The sequence below is a fragment of the Priestia endophytica genome (genome assembly GCF_026790145.1).
Taxonomy (GTDB): domain Bacteria; phylum Bacillota; class Bacilli; order Bacillales; family Bacillaceae_H; genus Bacillus_I; species Bacillus_I endophytica_A.
In genome coordinates this window covers 59,349-77,337 of sequence record NZ_JALAMS010000001.1, presented here as the reverse complement: position 1 = coordinate 77,337, position 17,989 = coordinate 59,349, and the positions used below count along the sequence as shown (strand labels likewise).

The following is a 17,989-nucleotide window of genomic DNA, read 5'->3' as shown; positions in this document are numbered from 1 at the left end:
AGCCGCTTCTGCGACTCCTCTTTTATATTATTGAACAGAATTTGAATCTTCTGGATTACCATAAAGCTCTTCAAGTGGCTTCATAATAACTTTGTTTAGCTCTTGAACAAGAACGCTCATGCGTTGTTCTGCTTCCATTAATTTTGAAATTGCTTCATGCTGTTGAATGATTGCAACAGTTTGCTGAGCTTTTTGAACTTCTTCTTCAGAAATTTCTTGGCCAGTCATTTGCTTTTGTTGCAATTCAAGTTGCATGTTGCGGAAGTTATCGAAAAGACGTTTTGCTGATTCGTCTGCGTTCACTTCATCATATAATTTTTTTAGGTTTTTGTAATCGTCACTCTCACGTACTGCTTTTTCTAATTCGTACGCTACATCGTATACATTAGTCATAAAAAAATCCTCCTACCTTAGTTTAGGCTTTCGTTTACCTTCTCTACTATAACAAACTATTGTATACATTTCAGCCTTTGAGGTTTTTTTCCCCCTAAATAGTGAAAGCAAGAAAGGAAATTGATCCTTTTTCCTTTCTTCTTCTCACCGACAGTTTGTTTTATTCATACGATATATCAACATTCGCCTAATTTCTTTTTAAATGAGGATTGACAATGAAACCAATAACTGTAGCGATTCAATTATCATCAACAAAAGAGCTTCAAGATACGGTTTGGATACCAAGCCATATCGCACAACAACAGCAGCTATCTAACGATACAAACGTTTACGTAGGAAAGCAGAAAGCAAAAGCACAGGTGGCTGTTTTTGAAAGCAAAGAAGATACGGTCTATTTCTCTTCTTCCCTTTTTACAATGCTTCGTTTGCCAATTAATTCTCTCTCTCTTCAAATAAAAATTATCAATGAAGAGATTTTCTTCGGTCCTGTTATTACAGTTGTGATCAACCTATCAAAGGAAGGAGCTATTCCGCCTTCTCTATCTGACTTTTGTAAAGAAATGCACGATTATTGCTGTGAAATAGGTGGGTTGTTTTTTGTAACTACGTTTAAACATTGGGACAGTCAAGAATGCTTTGGCTATGTAATGAAAGATGAAGATTTTGAATATGACCATGTTCCCCTTCCAAACGTTATACACAATAGAGTTCATAGTCGAAAAAAAGAAAATGGCGCAGCTTTTGAAAAATTTGAAGAAGACATCTTATCCCTAGGCATTCCTTTTTTCAATCAGCGCTTTCTTGACAAATGGTTTGTACACGAGCATTTATCACAATATGAGCATTTAACGCCTTTCCTTCCTATGACTTATTATCTTCAAAATAAAGAGGATTTGATGAACGCTCTTAGTGCTCATCGATCTCTATTTTTAAAACCTATTAATGGAAGTCAAGGGAAGAAGATTTTTAAAGTACAAGAAAGAAGCGGCACATACCTTGTTGATTGTGCTGAAACAGGTGAAAGAGAAATATATGATAATTTCACTACGTTATATAAAAATTTATATCCAAAATTCAAGAAGAGAAACTATTTACTTCAAGAAACACTTTCATTAAAAAAGCTTGCTAACCGACCATTTGACTTTCGAATTTTGTGTCATAGAAAACAAGAAGATAAATGGGGTATCACTTCAATGGTAGCTCGTGTTTCTAAAAAAAGCGGCTTCGTTTCCAACCTTTCACAGGGTGGAGATCTTATGCCGATTAAAGACCTTTTACAAACCTTTTATTCTCACCGTGAAATGAAACATCTGCTTGAGCTTTTACGCGAACTTTCACTTGAAATTTGTCACTGCCTCTGCGCTCAAAATGAAGGGTTGTATGGAGAATTCGGTCTTGATTTAGCACTTGACGAAGATGGATCGCTTTGGCTTATTGAAGTAAACACAAAGCCTTCGAAGCGCTTTTTTCTAACCGAAAATGGGCAAACAAGACCATCTACAAAAGCACTTGTGCGCTACTGTTGCAGGTTAAGCGGTTTTTAGTAAAAGGAGTGAAGACGATGACTTCATTAGGTTTTATCACATTATCTCTTCAACAAGAAAAAGACTACGCCTATAAGCTTGCTAAACGTGCTCACCTTCACAACATCACCTTTTATCGCTTTACGCCTGACAGCTATTCGATAGAAGACAAGAATGTTCATGGACTTCGATATGACCATTTAGAACAGGATTTTGTTGAAGACGTATTTCCTATCCCCTCTTATCTTTATGACAGATGCTTTTATAAAAATGACAGAAGTTCAATGAGAGCTAAACGAAACATGAGAGTGCTAAAAAATCAACATGACATATTATTTCTTGGCTATGGTCTCCCAAATAAAAAGGAGGTTTTCGGCGCTTTACAGCAGCATCAAAGCCTCTCTTTTTATATTCCATATACAACCTTCCCCAACACACCGGCTGATGTATATGAGAGATTGAAAACGGACCGAGAGATTGTGTTAAAACCGCTTTGTGGCAGCGGCGGAAGAGGGATTTTGTTTATCACACTCCAAGAGAAAATTCACGTTTATACACAACATAGTGGCAAAGTGAACGTAAATTCTTTTTCAGCACATGAGGAGTTTATAAGTTGGCTATACGAAAAACTTCTTACAGAAAGTTATCTTATTCAACCATACCTCAATATGCAATGGAGCGGTTCACCATCTGATATACGCCTTCTCGTACAGAAAAAGAACGAGACCTGGATTGAGAGTGTGAGAGCTATTCGAAAAGGAAAAAAAGGAACGCTGTTAACAAACTTAAGCCAAGGTGGAAAGATTTCGTCTTTCATTGACAGCCTCTACCTTTATGACCATAAAACTAGACTATCTGTGCAAAAAGCGTTAGAAGATATTGTGGAAACTTTGCCTAAGGCGCTTGATTATGCTTTTGGTCCTCTTTTTGAACTTGGAATTGATATTGCATTTACAAAAGATGGTCACCTTTTTGTAATTGATATAAATTCAAAACCAGGCAGAAAAATTTCTTCAATTTTAACAGAAAAAGAAATTAAGCAAATTTATGATAGACCATTTGCTTATATTTGCTTTCTAGAACAGAGAAAAGGAGTTGAGCAGCGTGCCTGAAAAAGTAGACATTCATCTTACAACAGCTTCCTCACAAATCGTGTATGCTCCTATACGTTTTAAAAAGAACAATATTAAAAGAATTGCATACGGAACAAAAATGGTATCATGTCAAATTCGTTTTCATGAAAAACCTACTTTATTAATTTCACAAGATCTCGCAACAGCTTTGTCCTTCCCGAAATCAAAAGTAACGCTTCATCTTTTTGTGAAAGATCATGTTCTATATATCGGTCCTCTCGTCGGTATTTTCACAGCTGGATTCACCTCTTCTATGCTTCGTCCAGTTGCTCAACGTTCATTATTTTTTGCCAAACTCTTAACAAGTGCAAAAGAAAAAGGGTGTTCTGCTTTCATTTTTCGCCATTCTGATTTAGACTTCACCGAAGGAACTGTAACAGGATACTTCTACGGTAGAAACGGGTGGATTAGACATAAAGTTCCATTTCCAAATGTTATATATGATCGCCTTCCAAATCGTAAACTTGAAAAAGACAATACACTTCTTAAAGTAAAAGAAAAACTTCAAAAAGAATATGATATTCCTTGGTTTAATCCGACCTTTTTTAACAAATGGGATACGTATCAATCGCTAGGAAAATTAGAGAGTCGATGGCTCTTGCCAACAAGGCTCTTTTCAACCTCTTCTGATCTAAAAGTAATGCTTAGTTCTTATGGCCATGTATATGTAAAACCTATTCATGGCAGCTTAGGAAAAGGAATGTTTGTTATTGAAGCAACAAGTGAAGGATATCATTGTGAAAGTAAGGATTTAGGTCAAAACAAAGTTTTTTCTTCTTTCCAAAAGCTCATTAACTTCTTGAAAAAGCATAAACAAGCACAACCTTATATTATTCAGAAGAAAATGTCATTATTATCTTACAATAATAGTCCTTTTGATTTTCGAGTTCATACAAACCGAAATGAGGATGGAAAGTGGGAAGTTACGGCAATAGCAATTAAAGTAAGTGGAGAAGATGCGATCACAACACATCTTAGAAATGGTGGCTATGTAAAAAGACTAGAAGACGTTTTTAAAGATCGCACTGAAGCGGTCGAGAAGAAACTTACGGAAGCTGCTTTAACGCTTAGCAAACATCTTCAAGAAACGTTAGATGGAACGATTGGGGAAATTGGGTTTGATTTTGGAATGGATGCAAATGAAGAATTATATCTTTTCGAAGCAAATTCGCGACCAGGGCGCTCTATTTTTAAGTATCCTATCCTTCATGAGCAAGACGTAAAAACACGTCAAATGCTGTACGCTTTTGCCATTTTCTTAACGAAGGAATCTTTGGAAAGAACAGAGGCTGTAATCCTATGACTTTCCTCTATTATAATAAAGAGAAAGAATGCTTTTTCCACAAAGAAGCTTCTTCTCTTTTATTTGGTAAAAAGATTTTACAAAAAGCATATGATAGTGACCCTTTTTCCTACTCTTTTTCTGTTAAATTGTATCAAAATCGCCTCGGTCCTCTTATCGGTATTCTAATCTCGCCTCGCCAACTTAAAACGAATAAAGAAGTACCATATGAATATTTTCTTCATCTTCATACCTTTCTCACTAACAGTCGTGCATTTCCATTCTTCTTCACTGCCGAGTCTTTTAAAGACGACTCTATTTCTGGCTATATTCTCTATCAAGAAAAATGGAAAAAAGTAAAAGTGCCACTCCCTGACGTTGTATATAACCGTATTTCTTCTAGAAAATATGAGCAGAAAAAAAAGGTGCAGCGCCTATTTAAAACTTTAAAGAAATATAACATTCCATTCTTCAATAAAGCGTTTTTTTCAAAGGAAGATATGCATGACATTTTAAGTTCTCATCCTTTTTTAAAACGTCATATTCCTCCTACTTTGTTCTTTACGTCAAAGCACGAAGCACAACATTTTTTAAAAACACATAAGAAAATTTACGTAAAACCAAGCCACGGCCGAAAGGGAAAAGGAATTTTCGTAGTAGAGATAAAAGAAAATGTCTATATTGTTGAAGACTTTATCGAAACACGAACATATCAAACTTTTACCGATTTTTACGAAAAAGAGCTTGCTCATAAACATAACAAAGTCATTCTGCAAAAAGCACTTCCTTCAGCTTCTTTTCAAGACAAACGATATGACCTCCGCCTTCTTATGCACCGATCGGCTAATAAGTTTCTTATAAGTGGAATTGGTGTTAGGCAAGCTGGAACTCAATCTTTGACAACCCACGTTCCAAAAGGGGGAAAAATTATTCCATTTGAAGATATTCACCAAGAGATTAACATAAAGCAAGTAGAGGAGATTGCTCACTACTGTGGAGAACAGCTTATAAAGCTTCACTCTTTTGTTGGAGAATTTTCAATCGATATGTTAAAAACACCTGACAATCGGTATTATGTACTTGAACTAAATGCAAAACCGATGATTTTTGATGAAGAACACATACGAATAAAAGGTGCTGAAAACTTGCACAATTTATTTATCGAACTTTCATTTTTGTAGTTTTTTCTCTTCAACTTTATGCTAGATAACAAAAGCTAAAAGAGACTTTTTTCTCTTTTAGCCTATACATAGATAACAACTTTAAAACCAAAGCATATTTACAAACAATATGCCCAACGTATAAAAGTTGTAGAAAGCAGGATACTCCTCTTTCTTGTGCCTATATATATATAGCAATAACCAAACATGGAATAATACTGTAACTGATAAAAACATTTCTTTTTATTTTGCAAGACAGGTTCTGAGTGAAGAAATATTTCTTATCTTATTAAGGACAAGCTTAGCGTCATCCCTCAAATGTAAACAATACTAAGAAGTTATCTCCTATACGGAAGTATGATTTGTTTAATGTAAAGTGTACTTTAATCTAAAAAAATACCTTTTGTTCATGATTACAATTTTCACAATAAAGAAGATGACAGCACGCATGACTTACTTTTCCGTCGACATTTTTAGTATCATCAAAGTCTACGTATGCGCTGTATTCATCTAAATAATCTGTTGTTCTTCCCATATCTTTTAAAAGATGACCACATGTTGAACAAATATAATCACATTCTTTAAATCCATTACAAAGTGGACACATCATTTTCCCCTCACTATTCCTTATTTACCTCTAATATGTTCGAAAATGTTTCGCATTACTCTTAGTAAAATCCACCCTTTTCATTATTGTAATATTTACCAAATAAAAGATATGCATAGTATTGTTTATAGTCTCTCATAATAGGAGTACAAACTTACAGAAACAAACATTTACACACTGGGTTACAGGAAGTTGGTTCCTCTATTAGACTGGTTCAATTCCAGTGAACCCACCCATTTTAAACAAATTTAAGGAGATGAGTAATAATGCCACAAAACCAAACTCGTAACAACAATACTAATCAACTGGTTGTACCTGGTGCAGAATTAGCTCTTGAACAAATGAAGTATGAAATCGCTAGCGAATTTGGCGTACAATTAGGTGCAGACACAACTTCTCGTGCTAACGGATCTGTTGGTGGCGAAATCACAAAACGCTTAGTACAAATGGCTGAGCAACAACTTGGTGGAAGCTACAAATAAATTTAAAGATTTCCCTCTACAAATGAATGATATTGGATATGGAGCCCTAAGGTTGCTTAGGGCTTCTTTTGTTTTTACTTATATTGGATTTACCGTTAATCGTCAATTTTCAGTCCCCCTAAAAATGTACAAAAAAGTAGCAAAGTAGTACAATCTTAGTGTAGATTCGACATCAGTATACATAATAAACATTTGACTTCTAGAAAAGAGCCTTTTCTTTTACATCATTCTTCTTGGCTGTATGATAAGCTGAAAAACATTAAATTTAAGTCAAAGAGGTGAATAAAATGAAAGTTGCCTTATTCGGAGCAACTGGTCGAGTTGGTTCTTCCCTTCTTAATAAACTTCTTGAAGAAGGACATGAAGTTACTGCACTTGTTCGAGATGAAAGTCGCATAAAACAAGCTCATAAGTCTCTTACAATAGTGAAAGGCGATGCTAAAAATAGTCAAGATGTAAAAAATACAATAAGAGATACTCATGCTATATTAAGTGCGCTTAATACAGATGGTGCTACAACATTAAGTGTTGCAATACCTCACATTATTGAAGCAATGTATGAATATGATATTTCTAAGATTGTTACAGTTGGGACAGCAGGGATATTACAATCTCGCCTGCAACCTGCTTTGTACCGGTTCCAATCAAGTGAATCAAAACAGAAAACAACTCGAGCAGCTGAAGAACATCTGAAAGTATATAAAGCTCTCGCTGATACTTCTTTAAAATGGACTATTGTTTGTCCAACATACCTTCCAGATGGAGGCGAAACAGACCAAGTGATTCGAGCTGAGAAGAACATGCTACCAAAAGACGGAAAGCTCATTACAGCAGGAGATACAGCGAAATTTGTTTATAACGAGCTATTAGAAAGCAATTATCCTTACTGCCGTGTTGGTATTTGCTATTAAAAAAAGGAAAGCCCAATGGGCTTTCCTTTTTTAACTTGCTTCTCCTTTTTGTGTTTTATACATCCCATAATAGATGCCTCTTTTTTTCATCAGTTCTTCATGATTTCCATGCTCTACAATCTTTCCTTTATCTAAAACAAGAATCTGATCTGCTTCTTTAATTGTTGAAAGTCTATGAGCAATAATAAACGTTGTTCTTCCTTTCTTTAAAACATCAAGTCCATGCTGAATAACGCTTTCTGTTTCAGTATCAATATTTGCTGTTGCTTCATCGAGAACTAAGATAGACGGATTAAAAGCAAGAGCACGAGCAAATGATAGAAGCTGTCTTTCTCCTGTTGAAAACATTGTGCCCCTCTCTGTGACGCGTGCGTTCATCCCGCCTTTTAACTTTCGTATAATGCCTTCTCCCCCTACAGCTTTAATAGCCAGAAAGGCTTTTTTATCATCAATATTTTGTTCATTAAGCGTGATGTTTTCCTTAACTGTTCCGCTGAATAAAAAGGGGTCTTGTAAAACAATAGCCATATTTTTTCGAAGTTCTTGTTTCGAGATCGTTGATATATCCTCTCCATCGATGGTAATTTTCCCTTTTTGAACATCATAAAAGCGGAAAAGGATATTCATCATAGAGCTTTTACCTGATCCAGTGTGTCCAACAAGCGCCACTGTTTCTCCTGGCTGTGCTTTAAAAGTAATGTTATGTAGCACTTCCTCTCCTTCTTTATAGCCAAATGAAACGTTATGAAAAGCTACTTCTCCTACATACTTCTTTCTTTTTCCAACTTCATACTTCTCCTCTTTTTCTGTTAAAAATTCGAACACACGCGAGGCAGAAACACGGGCTTGCTCTAAATTAGAAAGCTGATTCACAATATCTGTAAGAGGTTCAAAGAGTCGATTAATGTAATCAACAAAAGCATATAAAATTCCAATTGTTATGATGCTTCCTCCATTAATAGATCCTCCTCCAAAATACCAGATAATAAGAACGAACGTAATATTTCGTAAAAAGCCCACAAGATTATACGATGTTAAGGCATTTAAAGAGTTGAGTTTGTTTTGATAAGTAAAATGATCTCTATTAATATCCTCAAATTCTTTTTGAAACATCTTTTGTTTTCCAAAAGCTCTAATGATAGTCATTCCGTTAATTGATTCATTAATAGATCCATTCAGTTCACTAATTCTTGTTCGAATTCGGTAATTGTAAAAAGAGGCAAACTTACGATAAAGAACAACCCAAATGAAAAGAATAGGAAAAATAACAAAACAGGCAAAAGCTAGTTTCGGATCTAAAATAAATAGCGCAACAAAAACTCCTATAATATAGACGATACTTGTTACAAACGTGGCGAGAACGGTCACATAAAGTTCCCTAATTGCTTCTGTATCGTTTGTGATGCGTGAAACGATTTGTCCTGCTGGAAAACGGTCAAAATACGATACAGGAAGCTTCTGCGTATGAAAGAAGACGTCTTCTCTCATCTTCTGAATGATGCGATGGGAACTAACCTGCAAATAGTAACGCTGACCAAAGTGGAGTACAGATGCTACAACAAGAAGGAAAAAGTACACGCTCATTAACCAAACAATTGGTTTTGTTTCTTCCTTATAAAAAGAAAGCACTTCACTTCCTGTTAACTTTTCAGCTTTATATTGACTCTCTTTCTTATCACTCTTTACTGTTAAGATTCCATCTTCAACAGAGCGAACGCCACCTTTTTGAACTTCTTCAGGAACAAAGTAATAAGAGCGCCCAACTAATAGGACTTCTGCAACGTCCCTATTTTTGTACTGTTGAACTCTGTCTCGCCTTTCATACCATGCATCATTATAGTGAACTGCTCCATCTTTTTCATCTACTTCGACCCATCCATTTTCAATTCCTAAGATATGATAATCAATCATTCGTTTAGCCAGAAATGGACCGCAAAGCTCACAGGAAACCGCTACAATTAGCATGAGGAGAGAAAGTATAATAAGTTTCTTTTGTGTTAACGCATAGTTCCATAAACGACTTGCTGTTTTCATCCTTTCACCTCACTTTCTTCTTTTAAATACTGCCTTATGTGCTGCTCTCTGTACCATCCTTCTCGTTGTTTCAGTTCCTTATGTGTTCCTTCCTGGATAATACGCCCATCTTCAAGCACTAAAATATGATCAGCATGCTCAACTGCTGATAAACGATGCGTAATGATAAATGTTGTTTTTCCTTTTCGTTTTCTCGTTAGATTACGAATAATTTGTTCTTCTGTCTTTGCATCAACAGCAGATAAAGAATCATCTAAAATGAGAATTTGAGGATTACGTAAAAGAGCTCTTGCAATTGATAAACGCTGTTTTTGCCCTCCTGACAGCGCCACGCCTTTTTCACCAACAAGCGTATGAAGTCCTTTGCTTAAAAACGGGATATCTTTATCAAAAGCAGCCAATTTTATTGCTTCTTCTACCTCTTCATCGCTTGCCGTCTCTTTACTAAGCAAGAGGTTCTCTTTTACTGTTTTTGAAAACAGGACATGCTCCTGTGGTACATATCCAATCCAGCTTTGCAAACGTTCTAAAGCAATATGCTGAATTGGTACATCTCCTATTAAAAGATCTCCTGAGCCAAGCGGGTATTGACGAAGAAGCTGTTGAATAAGCGCTGTTTTTCCACTTCCAGTTCGTCCAACAATCCCAATCGTTTCTCCTTTATAGACCGTAAATGAGATATTGTTTAAAACAGGTTTTGGTGATGTAGGGTAAGAAAAAGATAAATGCTTGTATTCAATTGGAGCTGGCACTTCTACATGCTGAAGAATAGCGTTATTTTTTATATCTTCTTTCTGCTGGAGAATTTGATTTACACGATCAACGGACGCATTTCCGCGCTCCATTATGTTAATGAGTTCTCCAATGGCAAACATTGGCCAAATCATCATTCCAAGATAAACGTTGAACGAAACAAGCTCCCCTAGTGTTAATTCTCTATGAAAAACAAGATATGTTCCATATCCAAGCCCAATTAAATAGCTTACGCCAACTAAAATTTTCACAAGCGGTGCCAAAAGGGCATCAATTTGAGCTACTTCGCGATTTCGGTTGTAAACTTCCTCTGTCATTTCATGAAATTTCATTATTTCATGTTCTTCTTGAACATAAGCTCGAACGACCCGTACTCCTTCTACAGATTCAAGAACTTTGTCATTCATTTTTCCAAAAGCATCTTGTGCTCTAATAAAGCGATGATGAATTTTTGTACCAAGTTTGCTAATACAAAAAGCCATAATCGGTAAAGGAAAGACAGCAGCAATTGTAAGCTTCCAACTAATTGTTACACTCATCATGACAAGAACTGTAAGCATAAAAACGGTTGAATCAATAAGTGTTAAAATCCCATATCCAGCTGTTGCAGCAACTGCTTTTACATCGTTTGTTGCTCTCGCCATTAAATCTCCTGTTCGGTTACGCTCATAAAAAGGAGGAGACATCTTTAAAAAATGATTCATCAGCTTAGTTCGTGAAACACGCTCAAGAATATTAGCGCCTCCAAAAAGCTGACGCATCCAAATGTATGTAATAATATAAACGATAATGGCAATCACTGTTAGAAAGAAAATCCTATTTTCTAAAAAGGGAGAGGTTAACGTGCCTGCCCCAATGCTATCGATTACGACTCCAAGTATTTTAGGCGGCAGGACATCTAAAATACTTGCTAAAAGTAGCAAGAGCAGGACGCTTGTATACCTTTTCCAATACTTTTTAAAAAACCATGATAGTTTACCTAAAACTGAAAACATGCCTTCTCTCCTCCCTGTTATTTTATGGATAATATCTGCCATAAAAAAAGACATCGTCTTTTAAAGCGATGTCCTTACCTATCTTTCAAAAGAAAACAACTTTATTATTGTATGAGAAGATAATGGCTTTTATCTCTTCTATACTAAAATCGTTTTCTAAATATAAGATAGCTTTATTCTAGATTTTTTTCAATTTTTAGTCAATTACTCTATCCAAAATAACGGTGATAAACTTTCTTTGCTTCTTTAATATCTTTTAAACCGTGTAAAAATACGCGTCCATCTTTAAAAAGGACAATGCGGATGTCTCCCTCTTCAAAAGAAAGTAAAAATGGATTTCGCTTTACGGTATGTGTTGAACTCAAGTCTTTCTCAATTCTCATTAAGTCTACTTCTTCTCTTTTCGGCACACGAATCTGAACTGTGTCTCTCCCACAAAGTACGGCTGTTTTAAGCTGATTTTCATATTTTAGATGTGAATAGAGTGGAGATATGCCACAAGACGGGCAGTCATCCCTTTTTAGCTTGTCAACGGAAATAGCTGTTTGCTGGTTTTTCCATAAATCAAATGAAACAAGTTTACGATTAACGGCTTCAAAATCTTCTACAAGAATCTTCATTGCCTCTGCCATTTGATAAGCCGTAACCATCATAACAGCGGGAGCTATAATTCCAACTGTATCACATGTTGCACCGCCAAGCGGTACAGTCTTCATTAAACAATGTAGACAAGGAGTGTTTCCAGGTAAAATAGTATATGAAAGACCATAACTTCCAACACATGCTCCATAAATCCACGGAATATTTTCACGCTGTGCCATATCATTAATAATAAAGCGAATATCAAAGTTATCTGTAGCATCCATAATTAAATCAACAGAATCTTGTTTTAAGAGACTTTCTAATTCAAGGGAAGTAACATCAAGCGTGTGTGCTTCTATTTCTACTTCACTATTAATTTGTTCTAATCGCTTTTTAGCAGCAATAGCTTTTGGCGTTTGTTCTTTCGCATCCTGCTCTGTATAAAGCTGTTGACGCTGAAGATTACTCCATTCTACGTAATCTCGGTCAACAATGGTGAGTTTACGAATGCCTGCTCGTACTAGCGCTTCTGCATTGCCAGTACCAAGTGCTCCTGCTCCAATCATAAGCACATGTTTTTTCGCAATATTCCCTTGTCCTTTCTTTCCAATTGGAGCAAAAAGCTCTTGTCTTGAGTAACGAGTCATTAACTAACTGTCATCCCTTCCTTTGGGCTACTCGCTGTAGCATATCGCTTCGCTGGAATACGACCTGCTCTGAATGCTTTGTGCCCAGCTATAATACTATCTCTCATTGCTTCTGCCATCAAAACTGGATCATTAGCTCCTGATACAGCCGTATTTAAAAGAACCCCATCTGCACCTAGTTCCATTGCGCGTGCTGCATGAGAAGCTGTACCAATCCCTGCATCTACAATAACAGGTACATTTGCTTGTTCAATAATAAAACTTAAGTTCAGCTCATTAAGAATTCCTTGTCCTGAACCAATTGGAGCTGCTGCTGGCATAATGGCATGTACTCCTAATTCCTCTAACTTTCTTGCTAATACAACATCATCTGAAGTGTATGGTAGCACAGTAAATCCTTCTTTTAAAAGCTCTTCGCTTGCTTTTAATGTTTCTACAGGATCTGGAAGAAGCGTTTTGTCACAACCGATTACTTCAACCTTTACCATATCACAAAGTCCAGAAGCTTTGGCTAGTTTAGCAATTCGAACAGCTTCCTCAGCTGTTTTCGCTCCCGCTGTGTTCGGTAATAGTGTATAATTCTTAACGTTAAGCTCTTCTAGCAAATCCGGTTGTGCCTGATCAAAGATATTCATTCTTCTAACTGCAAACGTCAAAATCTCTGTCTCTGAAGCCTCAACTGCTTTTTTCTGAATCTCATAGTTTGGAAATTTTCCTGTACCTAATAGTAAACGTGATTGAAATGAATAAGAACCAATCTTTAACATTATTATCCTCCTCCAACAAATGACACAATTTCAAATGTGTCTCCATCTTGAATATTTTCGTTTATGTGATCTTCTTTTTCTAAGATTGTTCCATTTTTCTCTACAACTAATATTTTGTTTTCCATTCCATATGCTGCTAAAAGTTCATAAACATTACTAATATGTGGCTCTACCTTAATATTTTCACCGTTTATCTTGCAGTTCATCTGTTATCCTCCTTTCAAAGAGTAAGCTCTTTCCGGTGAGAAAGCGTTAAAAAAATGCTCTTTTGGCTGAGTACCGTTAATAAGATCTCTCATCAATTCTCCTGTTTTAGCACTGAGTAAAATCCCGTTTCGGTAATGTCCATATGCTAAAAAACAACCTTTCATATAAGGACTTTCCCCTAAGTAAGGCCATCCATCATCTGTTTGAGGCCGCAGACCTGTCCACGATTTTAAGAAAACAGAGTGAGAAAGTTCAGGAATTAGCTCTTTCGCTTTTTCAAAAAGCTTGCTCATCCCTCCGAACGTAACAGCTCTATCGAATGTATGCGGTGTTCTTGTTGCGCCGACTAGAAGTTTTCCTCCTGCTTTTGGGACAATGTAGAAAGCTTCTGGTGTATAAATGGTATGCTCTAAAATCGGTTTGTTTGATTTAAGAAGCATACACTCTCCTTTAACAGGATAAACCTTTTTCTCTGTTACATATGGAAGTAGCTTGCTTGTCCATGCTCCTGTTGTGACAACAACAGATGAAGCTGCAAAAGTACCTTGTGACGTAACAACTCCTTTAACATACCCATTTTCTTCAATAATCTGAGAAACGTGACAATGTTCATAGAGATCTCCTCCATAAACAGCTGTGCCATATGCAAGAGCTTTTGTATATTTAAAAGCATTAAGCTGCCCGTCATTCGGTAAGAAAATCCCACCTTTAATTGTTGAAGAAAGCATTGTTTCTCTTTTTTTCAGTTCACTTGTTGTTAACCATTCAACAGACGGATCCCATTTTTTATAGGTGCTAAATTTCCTCTTCAATTCTTCGAACCCGTCCTCTGTCGTTGCTACCTTTAATACTCCTTTTTCGATAAGCTCTGCGTCAATTCCCGTTAGTTCTCTCAGTTCGTTTACACGATGTTTAAAAAGTTCTCGGCTACTTAGCGCAAATTGCAAGAGAGGACCTTCTTCATCAATTTCAGCTTGTGCTCCTAAAATACCCGCAGCAGCTCGTGAGGCACCACTGCTTATTTCTCCTTGCTCCACAACAGCGACCTTTTTATGTTGTTTGGCAAGTTCATATGCAATGGAACAGCCTATCACACCGCCTCCAATGACTATTACATCATACTCTTTCACAGTGTTCGCTCCCATTTAATAAATTCCAGTAAGCTCTAGCTGTTTCACCTGGAGCTTCTGTTTGAAACAAACCGGACATAAGTGCAATGCCTGCAGCATTTGTTTCTTTCACTTCTCCTATGTTGCTTATATTAATGCCTCCAATTCCAATAACAGGGATAGATAGTTCTTCAACAATCTGAGCTAGTTCCTGTACACCGCGAGGCTTTTTTCCTTTTTTTGAAGAGGTTTCATATAAATGACCGAAAACAACGTAATCAGCTCCATCCTGCTCACTTTGCTTTGCTTCTTCTAGCGAATGAACAGACTTTCCAACATAAAGATGCGGAAAAGCTTTCTTCACATCTTTAACACTTAAGCTATGATAAGCAAGATGAACTCCCCTTAATCCTCTTACTAAAGCTATATCAACGCGATCATTCACAATTAATTTAGCTGGAGATATTCCTTGATTTAGTATGGAATCAATAAGATCATTAAGCTCATGAGCTGTCTTTTTCTTTTCTCTAATTTGAATAAGTTCTACGTACGGATCAATAAATTTAATATTTCGAATTATCTTCTCAAAAGGTTGTTCTCCAGATGTTACCGCATATAAAAATGCCACAATTTCACCTCTTTAGAAAACTAAAAACCACCCATACAAGCGTAAGGGTGGTTTGAATAAACATTTTTAGATGATTAAAAAACGTTTCTCACACTTCCCTACGCTGGTACAAACCAGATCCGGTTCAAAGAGTTCAGAAATATATTTCCGTCTCAGCTATTCACAATAGCACCCCTAGTGATGATGTTTTATATAATTTTCCTTCATTATAACAAACTAGTAAGAAATGACAAGCCTATTCTTCTTTATGTTCATGATTTTTTAATCTTCCAGCGCGTTTTATTGCTTCACGTAACAAAAATTCAATGTGGCCATTCACGCTTCGAAACTCATCCTGTGCCCAGCGCTCAAGGATTTTATGAAGTTCTGGGTCAATTCGCAGCGGAAAGTTTTTTTTCTTAGCCATAAAACTAGTAAAGACTACCTGTATTAATGACTGGCTGCGTTCCTCTATCCGAGATAATCGCCACCATTAGATTATTGACCATGTTAACTTTCCGCTCTTCGTCAAGCTCTAAAACGGGATCACGATCAAGCTGTTCAACAGCCATTTGAGCCATTGAAACAGCACCTTCAACAATTTTCTTACGAGCTGATAAAATAGCTGAAGCTTGCTGACGCTGCAGCATTGCACTAGCAATTTCTGTTGAATAAGCAAGATGAGTTAATCTTGTTTCAATTACTTCAACACCTGCAACAGCTAAACGCTCCTGAAGCTCTCGCGCCATTTCTTTTGACACTTCATCAGCATTTCCACGAAGCGTAATTTCTTCTGTTGTAAATGTATCATAAGGATATTTTGTGGCAACATGACGTATTGCGGTTTCACTTTGAATTTCAACAAATTCTTCATATTGATCAACATCGAATACTGCTTTAGCTGCATCAACAACTTTAAATACAATAACAGCAGCAATTTCAATTGGATTTCCTTCTACATCATTTACTTTTAAACGCTTGCTATTAAAGTTGCGTACGCGCAGAGAAACGGTTCTTCTCGTACTAAAAGGGATCGTCATGAATAATCCACTATCACGAATCGACCCCAAATACTCTCCAAAAAAGATAATCACTTTTGACTGATTTGGCTGCACAATCGTAATGCCTGTAGCTAGTACCGCCCCTACAATAACAAGAAGAACAGCAAGAATTACATTTTCTTCAGCAAATGAAACAACAGCAAAAGCTAAAAGAAGAAGAATGACAACTACCCCTAGATATCCATTCATATAAAATGCTTTCTTTTCCTTCATTTCAACACTCCTTTTTATTAATATTTAATTTATATCATTATGATATCACTTTTGTATATAATTGTAAATTAAATCATTAAGCAAATCCTTTTTGTTTCCTCCCTTATTTGGTTATCCTAATATCGGAGGTGATGATAAGTGCGGAAAGGACAGCTAACAGATATCCCTGAGATTGCATCATTAGCAAAGCAATCCATTAAAATGATGCATGCCGAAGGAAACAACCAGTGGGATGAAACCTATCCAACGGAAGAATCTTTTAGAGAAGATATTCGTAGCGGCACTCTATACGTTCAAGAAGAACAAGGGAAAATTGCTGGTTCAGCGACGATTGATATGGTTGAGGGAAAACCGTACGAACAAATAAAGTGGCGCTCAGATGAAAAGGCACTTGTCTTGCACCGTCTTCTTGTAAATCCGAAAGTAAGAGGAAAAGGCGTTGCTTCTGCTTTTATGGACTTCTTCGAACATCTTGCAGAAGAACAAGGCATTTCCTATTTAAAAACAGATACATCTTCTTTAAATAAGCCAGCACAAAAGCTCTTTGAGCGCACAGGCTTTCAAAAAGTTGGAGAAATGTATTTTGAGGGAAAAGAAGATGAATTTTATGGATATGATAAATTTCTTTCACACTAAAAAAGAGCGGAATTTCCCCGCTCTTTTTACATGCCGTAATATCCTAAATAAAAAAGCCCAATTGTTCCTGCAAAAGAAAGCAAAATATAAATAAAAAACAAAGAGTATGCTTTCTTTTGAAAAAGATCCATTGCCTCAACACTAAATGTTGAAAAGGTCGTAAATGCTCCAAAAAACCCTGTGCTTACCAAAAGATAGAGAGAACTTGTTGAAGATAAAGGAAAAGTGAAATGATAAAATACGCCAAGTCCTAGTCCTCCAAGTGCATTCACGATAAGCATTGATAATGGCATCTTTGATTTTTTAGTCCATGCTAAAAAAATAAGACCAAGCCAGTAGCGACAAAGTGCACCAATACTTCCTCCAACTATAACAAACAGTGCACTCACTTCCTTACACCTCGTTCCTTCACAAATTTTCTTACAAACCTAGCACCTAAAAAGACAGCAAGAAGACCAAATCCAAGAGAAATACTAATGTAAAGAAGAAACGCCTCTGTATTTTTTAAAAAGACGGCATCAAAAGCCAAGGTAGAGAATGTTGTAAATCCACCACAAACCCCTGTGCCAAGCCCTACCTTAATCCACTCTCTTCGTGTTCGCAAACTAAAATAAGCTGTCAGCGCTCCTAATATAAAACTTCCAACTATATTTTGAAAAAGGGTGTGATATGGAAAGCTGCCGTGTGGAATCCAAAGAGTTGTAACATATCGCAAATATGCTCCTAAAGCCCCTCCAACAGCTACAGCTATAGAATTTTTCAATATGTATCACGTTCTTTCTGTTATTTCATTTTTTATTGTCCTCTTTTTTGTTTTCTTTGTAAACCACTCACATTTCTTCTTTTTCGTTTGTTCCTTTGCCATTCTTTTCTTATAATAAAGAAGA

At 36.3% G+C, this 17,989-nt stretch carries 20 protein-coding genes and 1 riboswitch; of the genes, 7 read left to right on the top strand and 13 right to left on the bottom strand.

Going from position 1 to position 17,989, the window contains the following annotated elements:
* Window positions 1-27: 27 nt before the first annotated feature.
* Complete coding sequence (locus tag MOC86_RS00455; RefSeq protein ID WP_019393923.1) at window positions 28-393, bottom strand: YlbF family regulator; 366 nt, start codon at window positions 391-393, stop codon at window positions 28-30.
* Between the two features lie 215 nt (window positions 394-608).
* Here MOC86_RS00455 and MOC86_RS00450 point away from each other — a divergent pair, with 215 nt between their 5' ends.
* The 4 genes from MOC86_RS00450 to MOC86_RS00435 are packed head-to-tail and all read left to right on the top strand — an operon-like array spanning window position 609 to window position 5,512.
* Complete coding sequence (locus MOC86_RS00450; protein WP_268582282.1) at window positions 609-1,937, top strand: YheC/YheD family protein; 1,329 nt, start codon at window positions 609-611, stop codon at window positions 1,935-1,937.
* A gap of 17 nt (window positions 1,938-1,954) precedes the next feature.
* The gene (locus MOC86_RS00445; RefSeq protein ID WP_268582281.1) at window positions 1,955-3,028 is read left to right on the top strand and encodes a YheC/YheD family protein; all 1,074 of its coding nucleotides are present in this window, start codon (window positions 1,955-1,957) and stop codon (window positions 3,026-3,028) included.
* Window positions 3,021-4,352, top strand: a complete 1,332-nt coding sequence (locus MOC86_RS00440) for a YheC/YheD family protein (RefSeq protein ID WP_268582280.1) — start codon at window positions 3,021-3,023, stop codon at window positions 4,350-4,352. The genes MOC86_RS00445 and MOC86_RS00440 overlap by 8 nt, the downstream gene beginning before the upstream one ends.
* Window positions 4,349-5,512 (top strand): YheC/YheD family protein, encoded by a 1,164-nt coding sequence (locus tag MOC86_RS00435; protein WP_268582279.1) that lies wholly within the window; start codon window positions 4,349-4,351, stop codon window positions 5,510-5,512. The genes MOC86_RS00440 and MOC86_RS00435 overlap by 4 nt, the downstream gene beginning before the upstream one ends.
* 367 nt (window positions 5,513-5,879) lie before the next feature.
* Here MOC86_RS00435 and MOC86_RS00430 read toward each other — a convergent pair whose 3' ends face one another.
* Window positions 5,880-6,098, bottom strand: coding sequence for a hypothetical protein (locus MOC86_RS00430; protein WP_268582278.1), 219 nt, complete (start codon window positions 6,096-6,098; stop codon window positions 5,880-5,882).
* Window positions 6,099-6,364: 266 nt separating this feature from the next.
* Here MOC86_RS00430 and MOC86_RS00425 point away from each other — a divergent pair, with 266 nt between their 5' ends.
* Window positions 6,365-6,580: an alpha/beta-type small acid-soluble spore protein gene (locus tag MOC86_RS00425; RefSeq protein WP_019393929.1), complete on the top strand. Its 216-nt coding sequence runs from the start codon at window positions 6,365-6,367 to the stop codon at window positions 6,578-6,580.
* Between the two features lie 287 nt (window positions 6,581-6,867).
* The gene (locus tag MOC86_RS00420) at window positions 6,868-7,491 is read left to right on the top strand and encodes an NAD(P)-dependent oxidoreductase (protein ID WP_268582277.1); all 624 of its coding nucleotides are present in this window, start codon (window positions 6,868-6,870) and stop codon (window positions 7,489-7,491) included.
* 30 nt (window positions 7,492-7,521) lie between these two features.
* Here the strand turns inward: MOC86_RS00420 and MOC86_RS00415 are convergent, their stop codons facing one another.
* The 9 genes from MOC86_RS00415 to MOC86_RS00375 all read right to left on the bottom strand — a co-directional run bounded on the left by MOC86_RS00415 (window position 7,522) and on the right by MOC86_RS00375 (window position 16,466).
* The gene (locus MOC86_RS00415; protein WP_268582276.1) at window positions 7,522-9,525 is read right to left on the bottom strand and encodes an ABC transporter ATP-binding protein; all 2,004 of its coding nucleotides are present in this window, start codon (window positions 9,523-9,525) and stop codon (window positions 7,522-7,524) included.
* Window positions 9,522-11,273, bottom strand: coding sequence for an ABC transporter ATP-binding protein (locus MOC86_RS00410; protein WP_268582275.1), 1,752 nt, complete (start codon window positions 11,271-11,273; stop codon window positions 9,522-9,524). Before MOC86_RS00410 ends, MOC86_RS00415 begins: the two co-directional genes overlap by 4 nt.
* Window positions 11,274-11,482: 209 nt before the next feature.
* Entirely contained in the window at window positions 11,483-12,502 is a 1,020-nt protein-coding gene (locus MOC86_RS00405; protein ID WP_268582274.1) for a MoeB/ThiF family adenylyltransferase, read from the bottom strand.
* Window positions 12,502-13,269, bottom strand: coding sequence for a thiazole synthase (locus tag MOC86_RS00400; protein WP_243514697.1), 768 nt, complete (start codon window positions 13,267-13,269; stop codon window positions 12,502-12,504). Before MOC86_RS00400 ends, MOC86_RS00405 begins: the two co-directional genes overlap by 1 nt.
* 2 nt (window positions 13,270-13,271) lie before the next feature.
* Entirely contained in the window at window positions 13,272-13,475 is a 204-nt protein-coding gene (thiS, locus tag MOC86_RS00395) for a sulfur carrier protein ThiS (RefSeq protein WP_243514698.1), read from the bottom strand.
* A 3-nt stretch (window positions 13,476-13,478) separates the two neighbouring features.
* Window positions 13,479-14,606: a glycine oxidase ThiO gene (thiO, locus tag MOC86_RS00390; RefSeq protein WP_268582273.1), complete on the bottom strand. Its 1,128-nt coding sequence runs from the start codon at window positions 14,604-14,606 to the stop codon at window positions 13,479-13,481.
* The gene (gene tenI / locus MOC86_RS00385) at window positions 14,593-15,213 is read right to left on the bottom strand and encodes a thiazole tautomerase TenI (RefSeq protein ID WP_268582272.1); all 621 of its coding nucleotides are present in this window, start codon (window positions 15,211-15,213) and stop codon (window positions 14,593-14,595) included. The genes thiO and tenI overlap by 14 nt, the downstream gene beginning before the upstream one ends.
* Before the next feature lie 78 nt (window positions 15,214-15,291).
* Window positions 15,292-15,399: riboswitch (TPP riboswitch) on the bottom strand.
* 49 nt (window positions 15,400-15,448) lie between these two features.
* On the bottom strand, window positions 15,449-15,619 hold the full coding sequence (locus MOC86_RS00380) for a toxin-antitoxin system HicB family antitoxin (RefSeq protein WP_268582271.1): 171 nt from the start codon (window positions 15,617-15,619) through the stop codon (window positions 15,449-15,451).
* A gap of 4 nt (window positions 15,620-15,623) precedes the next feature.
* Window positions 15,624-16,466 (bottom strand): SPFH domain-containing protein, encoded by an 843-nt coding sequence (locus tag MOC86_RS00375; RefSeq protein ID WP_268582270.1) that lies wholly within the window; start codon window positions 16,464-16,466, stop codon window positions 15,624-15,626.
* A 138-nt stretch (window positions 16,467-16,604) separates the two neighbouring features.
* Here MOC86_RS00375 and MOC86_RS00370 point away from each other — a divergent pair, with 138 nt between their 5' ends.
* Window positions 16,605-17,102: a GNAT family N-acetyltransferase gene (locus MOC86_RS00370; protein WP_268582269.1), complete on the top strand. Its 498-nt coding sequence runs from the start codon at window positions 16,605-16,607 to the stop codon at window positions 17,100-17,102.
* Window positions 17,103-17,128: 26 nt separating this feature from the next.
* Here the strand turns inward: MOC86_RS00370 and crcB are convergent, their stop codons facing one another.
* Window positions 17,129-17,491 carry a fluoride efflux transporter CrcB gene (gene crcB / locus MOC86_RS00365; RefSeq protein ID WP_268582268.1) on the bottom strand — a complete coding sequence of 121 codons (363 nt, stop codon included), beginning with the start codon at window positions 17,489-17,491 and terminating at the stop codon, window positions 17,129-17,131.
* On the bottom strand, window positions 17,488-17,865 hold the full coding sequence (locus tag MOC86_RS00360) for a fluoride efflux transporter FluC (RefSeq protein WP_268582267.1): 378 nt from the start codon (window positions 17,863-17,865) through the stop codon (window positions 17,488-17,490). Before MOC86_RS00360 ends, crcB begins: the two co-directional genes overlap by 4 nt.
* Window positions 17,866-17,989: the final 124 nt, after the last annotated feature.

What these genes read in the sequence shown, in the direction of transcription:
- MOC86_RS00455 (WP_019393923.1), bottom strand. Translation starts at nt 393, where the DNA reads ATGACTAATGTATACGATGTAGCGTACGAATTAGAAAAAGCAGTACGT.
- MOC86_RS00450 (WP_268582282.1), top strand. Translation starts at nt 609, where the DNA reads ATGAAACCAATAACTGTAGCGATTCAATTATCATCAACAAAAGAGCTT.
- MOC86_RS00445 (WP_268582281.1), top strand. Translation starts at nt 1,955, where the DNA reads ATGACTTCATTAGGTTTTATCACATTATCTCTTCAACAAGAAAAAGAC.
- MOC86_RS00435 (WP_268582279.1), top strand. Translation starts at nt 4,349, where the DNA reads ATGACTTTCCTCTATTATAATAAAGAGAAAGAATGCTTTTTCCACAAA.
- MOC86_RS00430 (WP_268582278.1), bottom strand. Translation starts at nt 6,098, where the DNA reads ATGTGTCCACTTTGTAATGGATTTAAAGAATGTGATTATATTTGTTCA.
- MOC86_RS00425 (WP_019393929.1), top strand. Translation starts at nt 6,365, where the DNA reads ATGCCACAAAACCAAACTCGTAACAACAATACTAATCAACTGGTTGTA.
- MOC86_RS00420 (WP_268582277.1), top strand. Translation starts at nt 6,868, where the DNA reads ATGAAAGTTGCCTTATTCGGAGCAACTGGTCGAGTTGGTTCTTCCCTT.
- MOC86_RS00415 (WP_268582276.1), bottom strand. Translation starts at nt 9,525, where the DNA reads ATGAAAACAGCAAGTCGTTTATGGAACTATGCGTTAACACAAAAGAAA.
- MOC86_RS00410 (WP_268582275.1), bottom strand. Translation starts at nt 11,273, where the DNA reads ATGTTTTCAGTTTTAGGTAAACTATCATGGTTTTTTAAAAAGTATTGG.
- MOC86_RS00405 (WP_268582274.1), bottom strand. Translation starts at nt 12,502, where the DNA reads ATGACTCGTTACTCAAGACAAGAGCTTTTTGCTCCAATTGGAAAGAAA.
- MOC86_RS00400 (WP_243514697.1), bottom strand. Translation starts at nt 13,269, where the DNA reads ATGTTAAAGATTGGTTCTTATTCATTTCAATCACGTTTACTATTAGGT.
- thiS (WP_243514698.1), bottom strand. Translation starts at nt 13,475, where the DNA reads ATGAACTGCAAGATAAACGGTGAAAATATTAAGGTAGAGCCACATATT.
- MOC86_RS00380 (WP_268582271.1), bottom strand. Translation starts at nt 15,619, where the DNA reads ATGGCTAAGAAAAAAAACTTTCCGCTGCGAATTGACCCAGAACTTCAT.
- MOC86_RS00375 (WP_268582270.1), bottom strand. Translation starts at nt 16,466, where the DNA reads ATGAAGGAAAAGAAAGCATTTTATATGAATGGATATCTAGGGGTAGTT.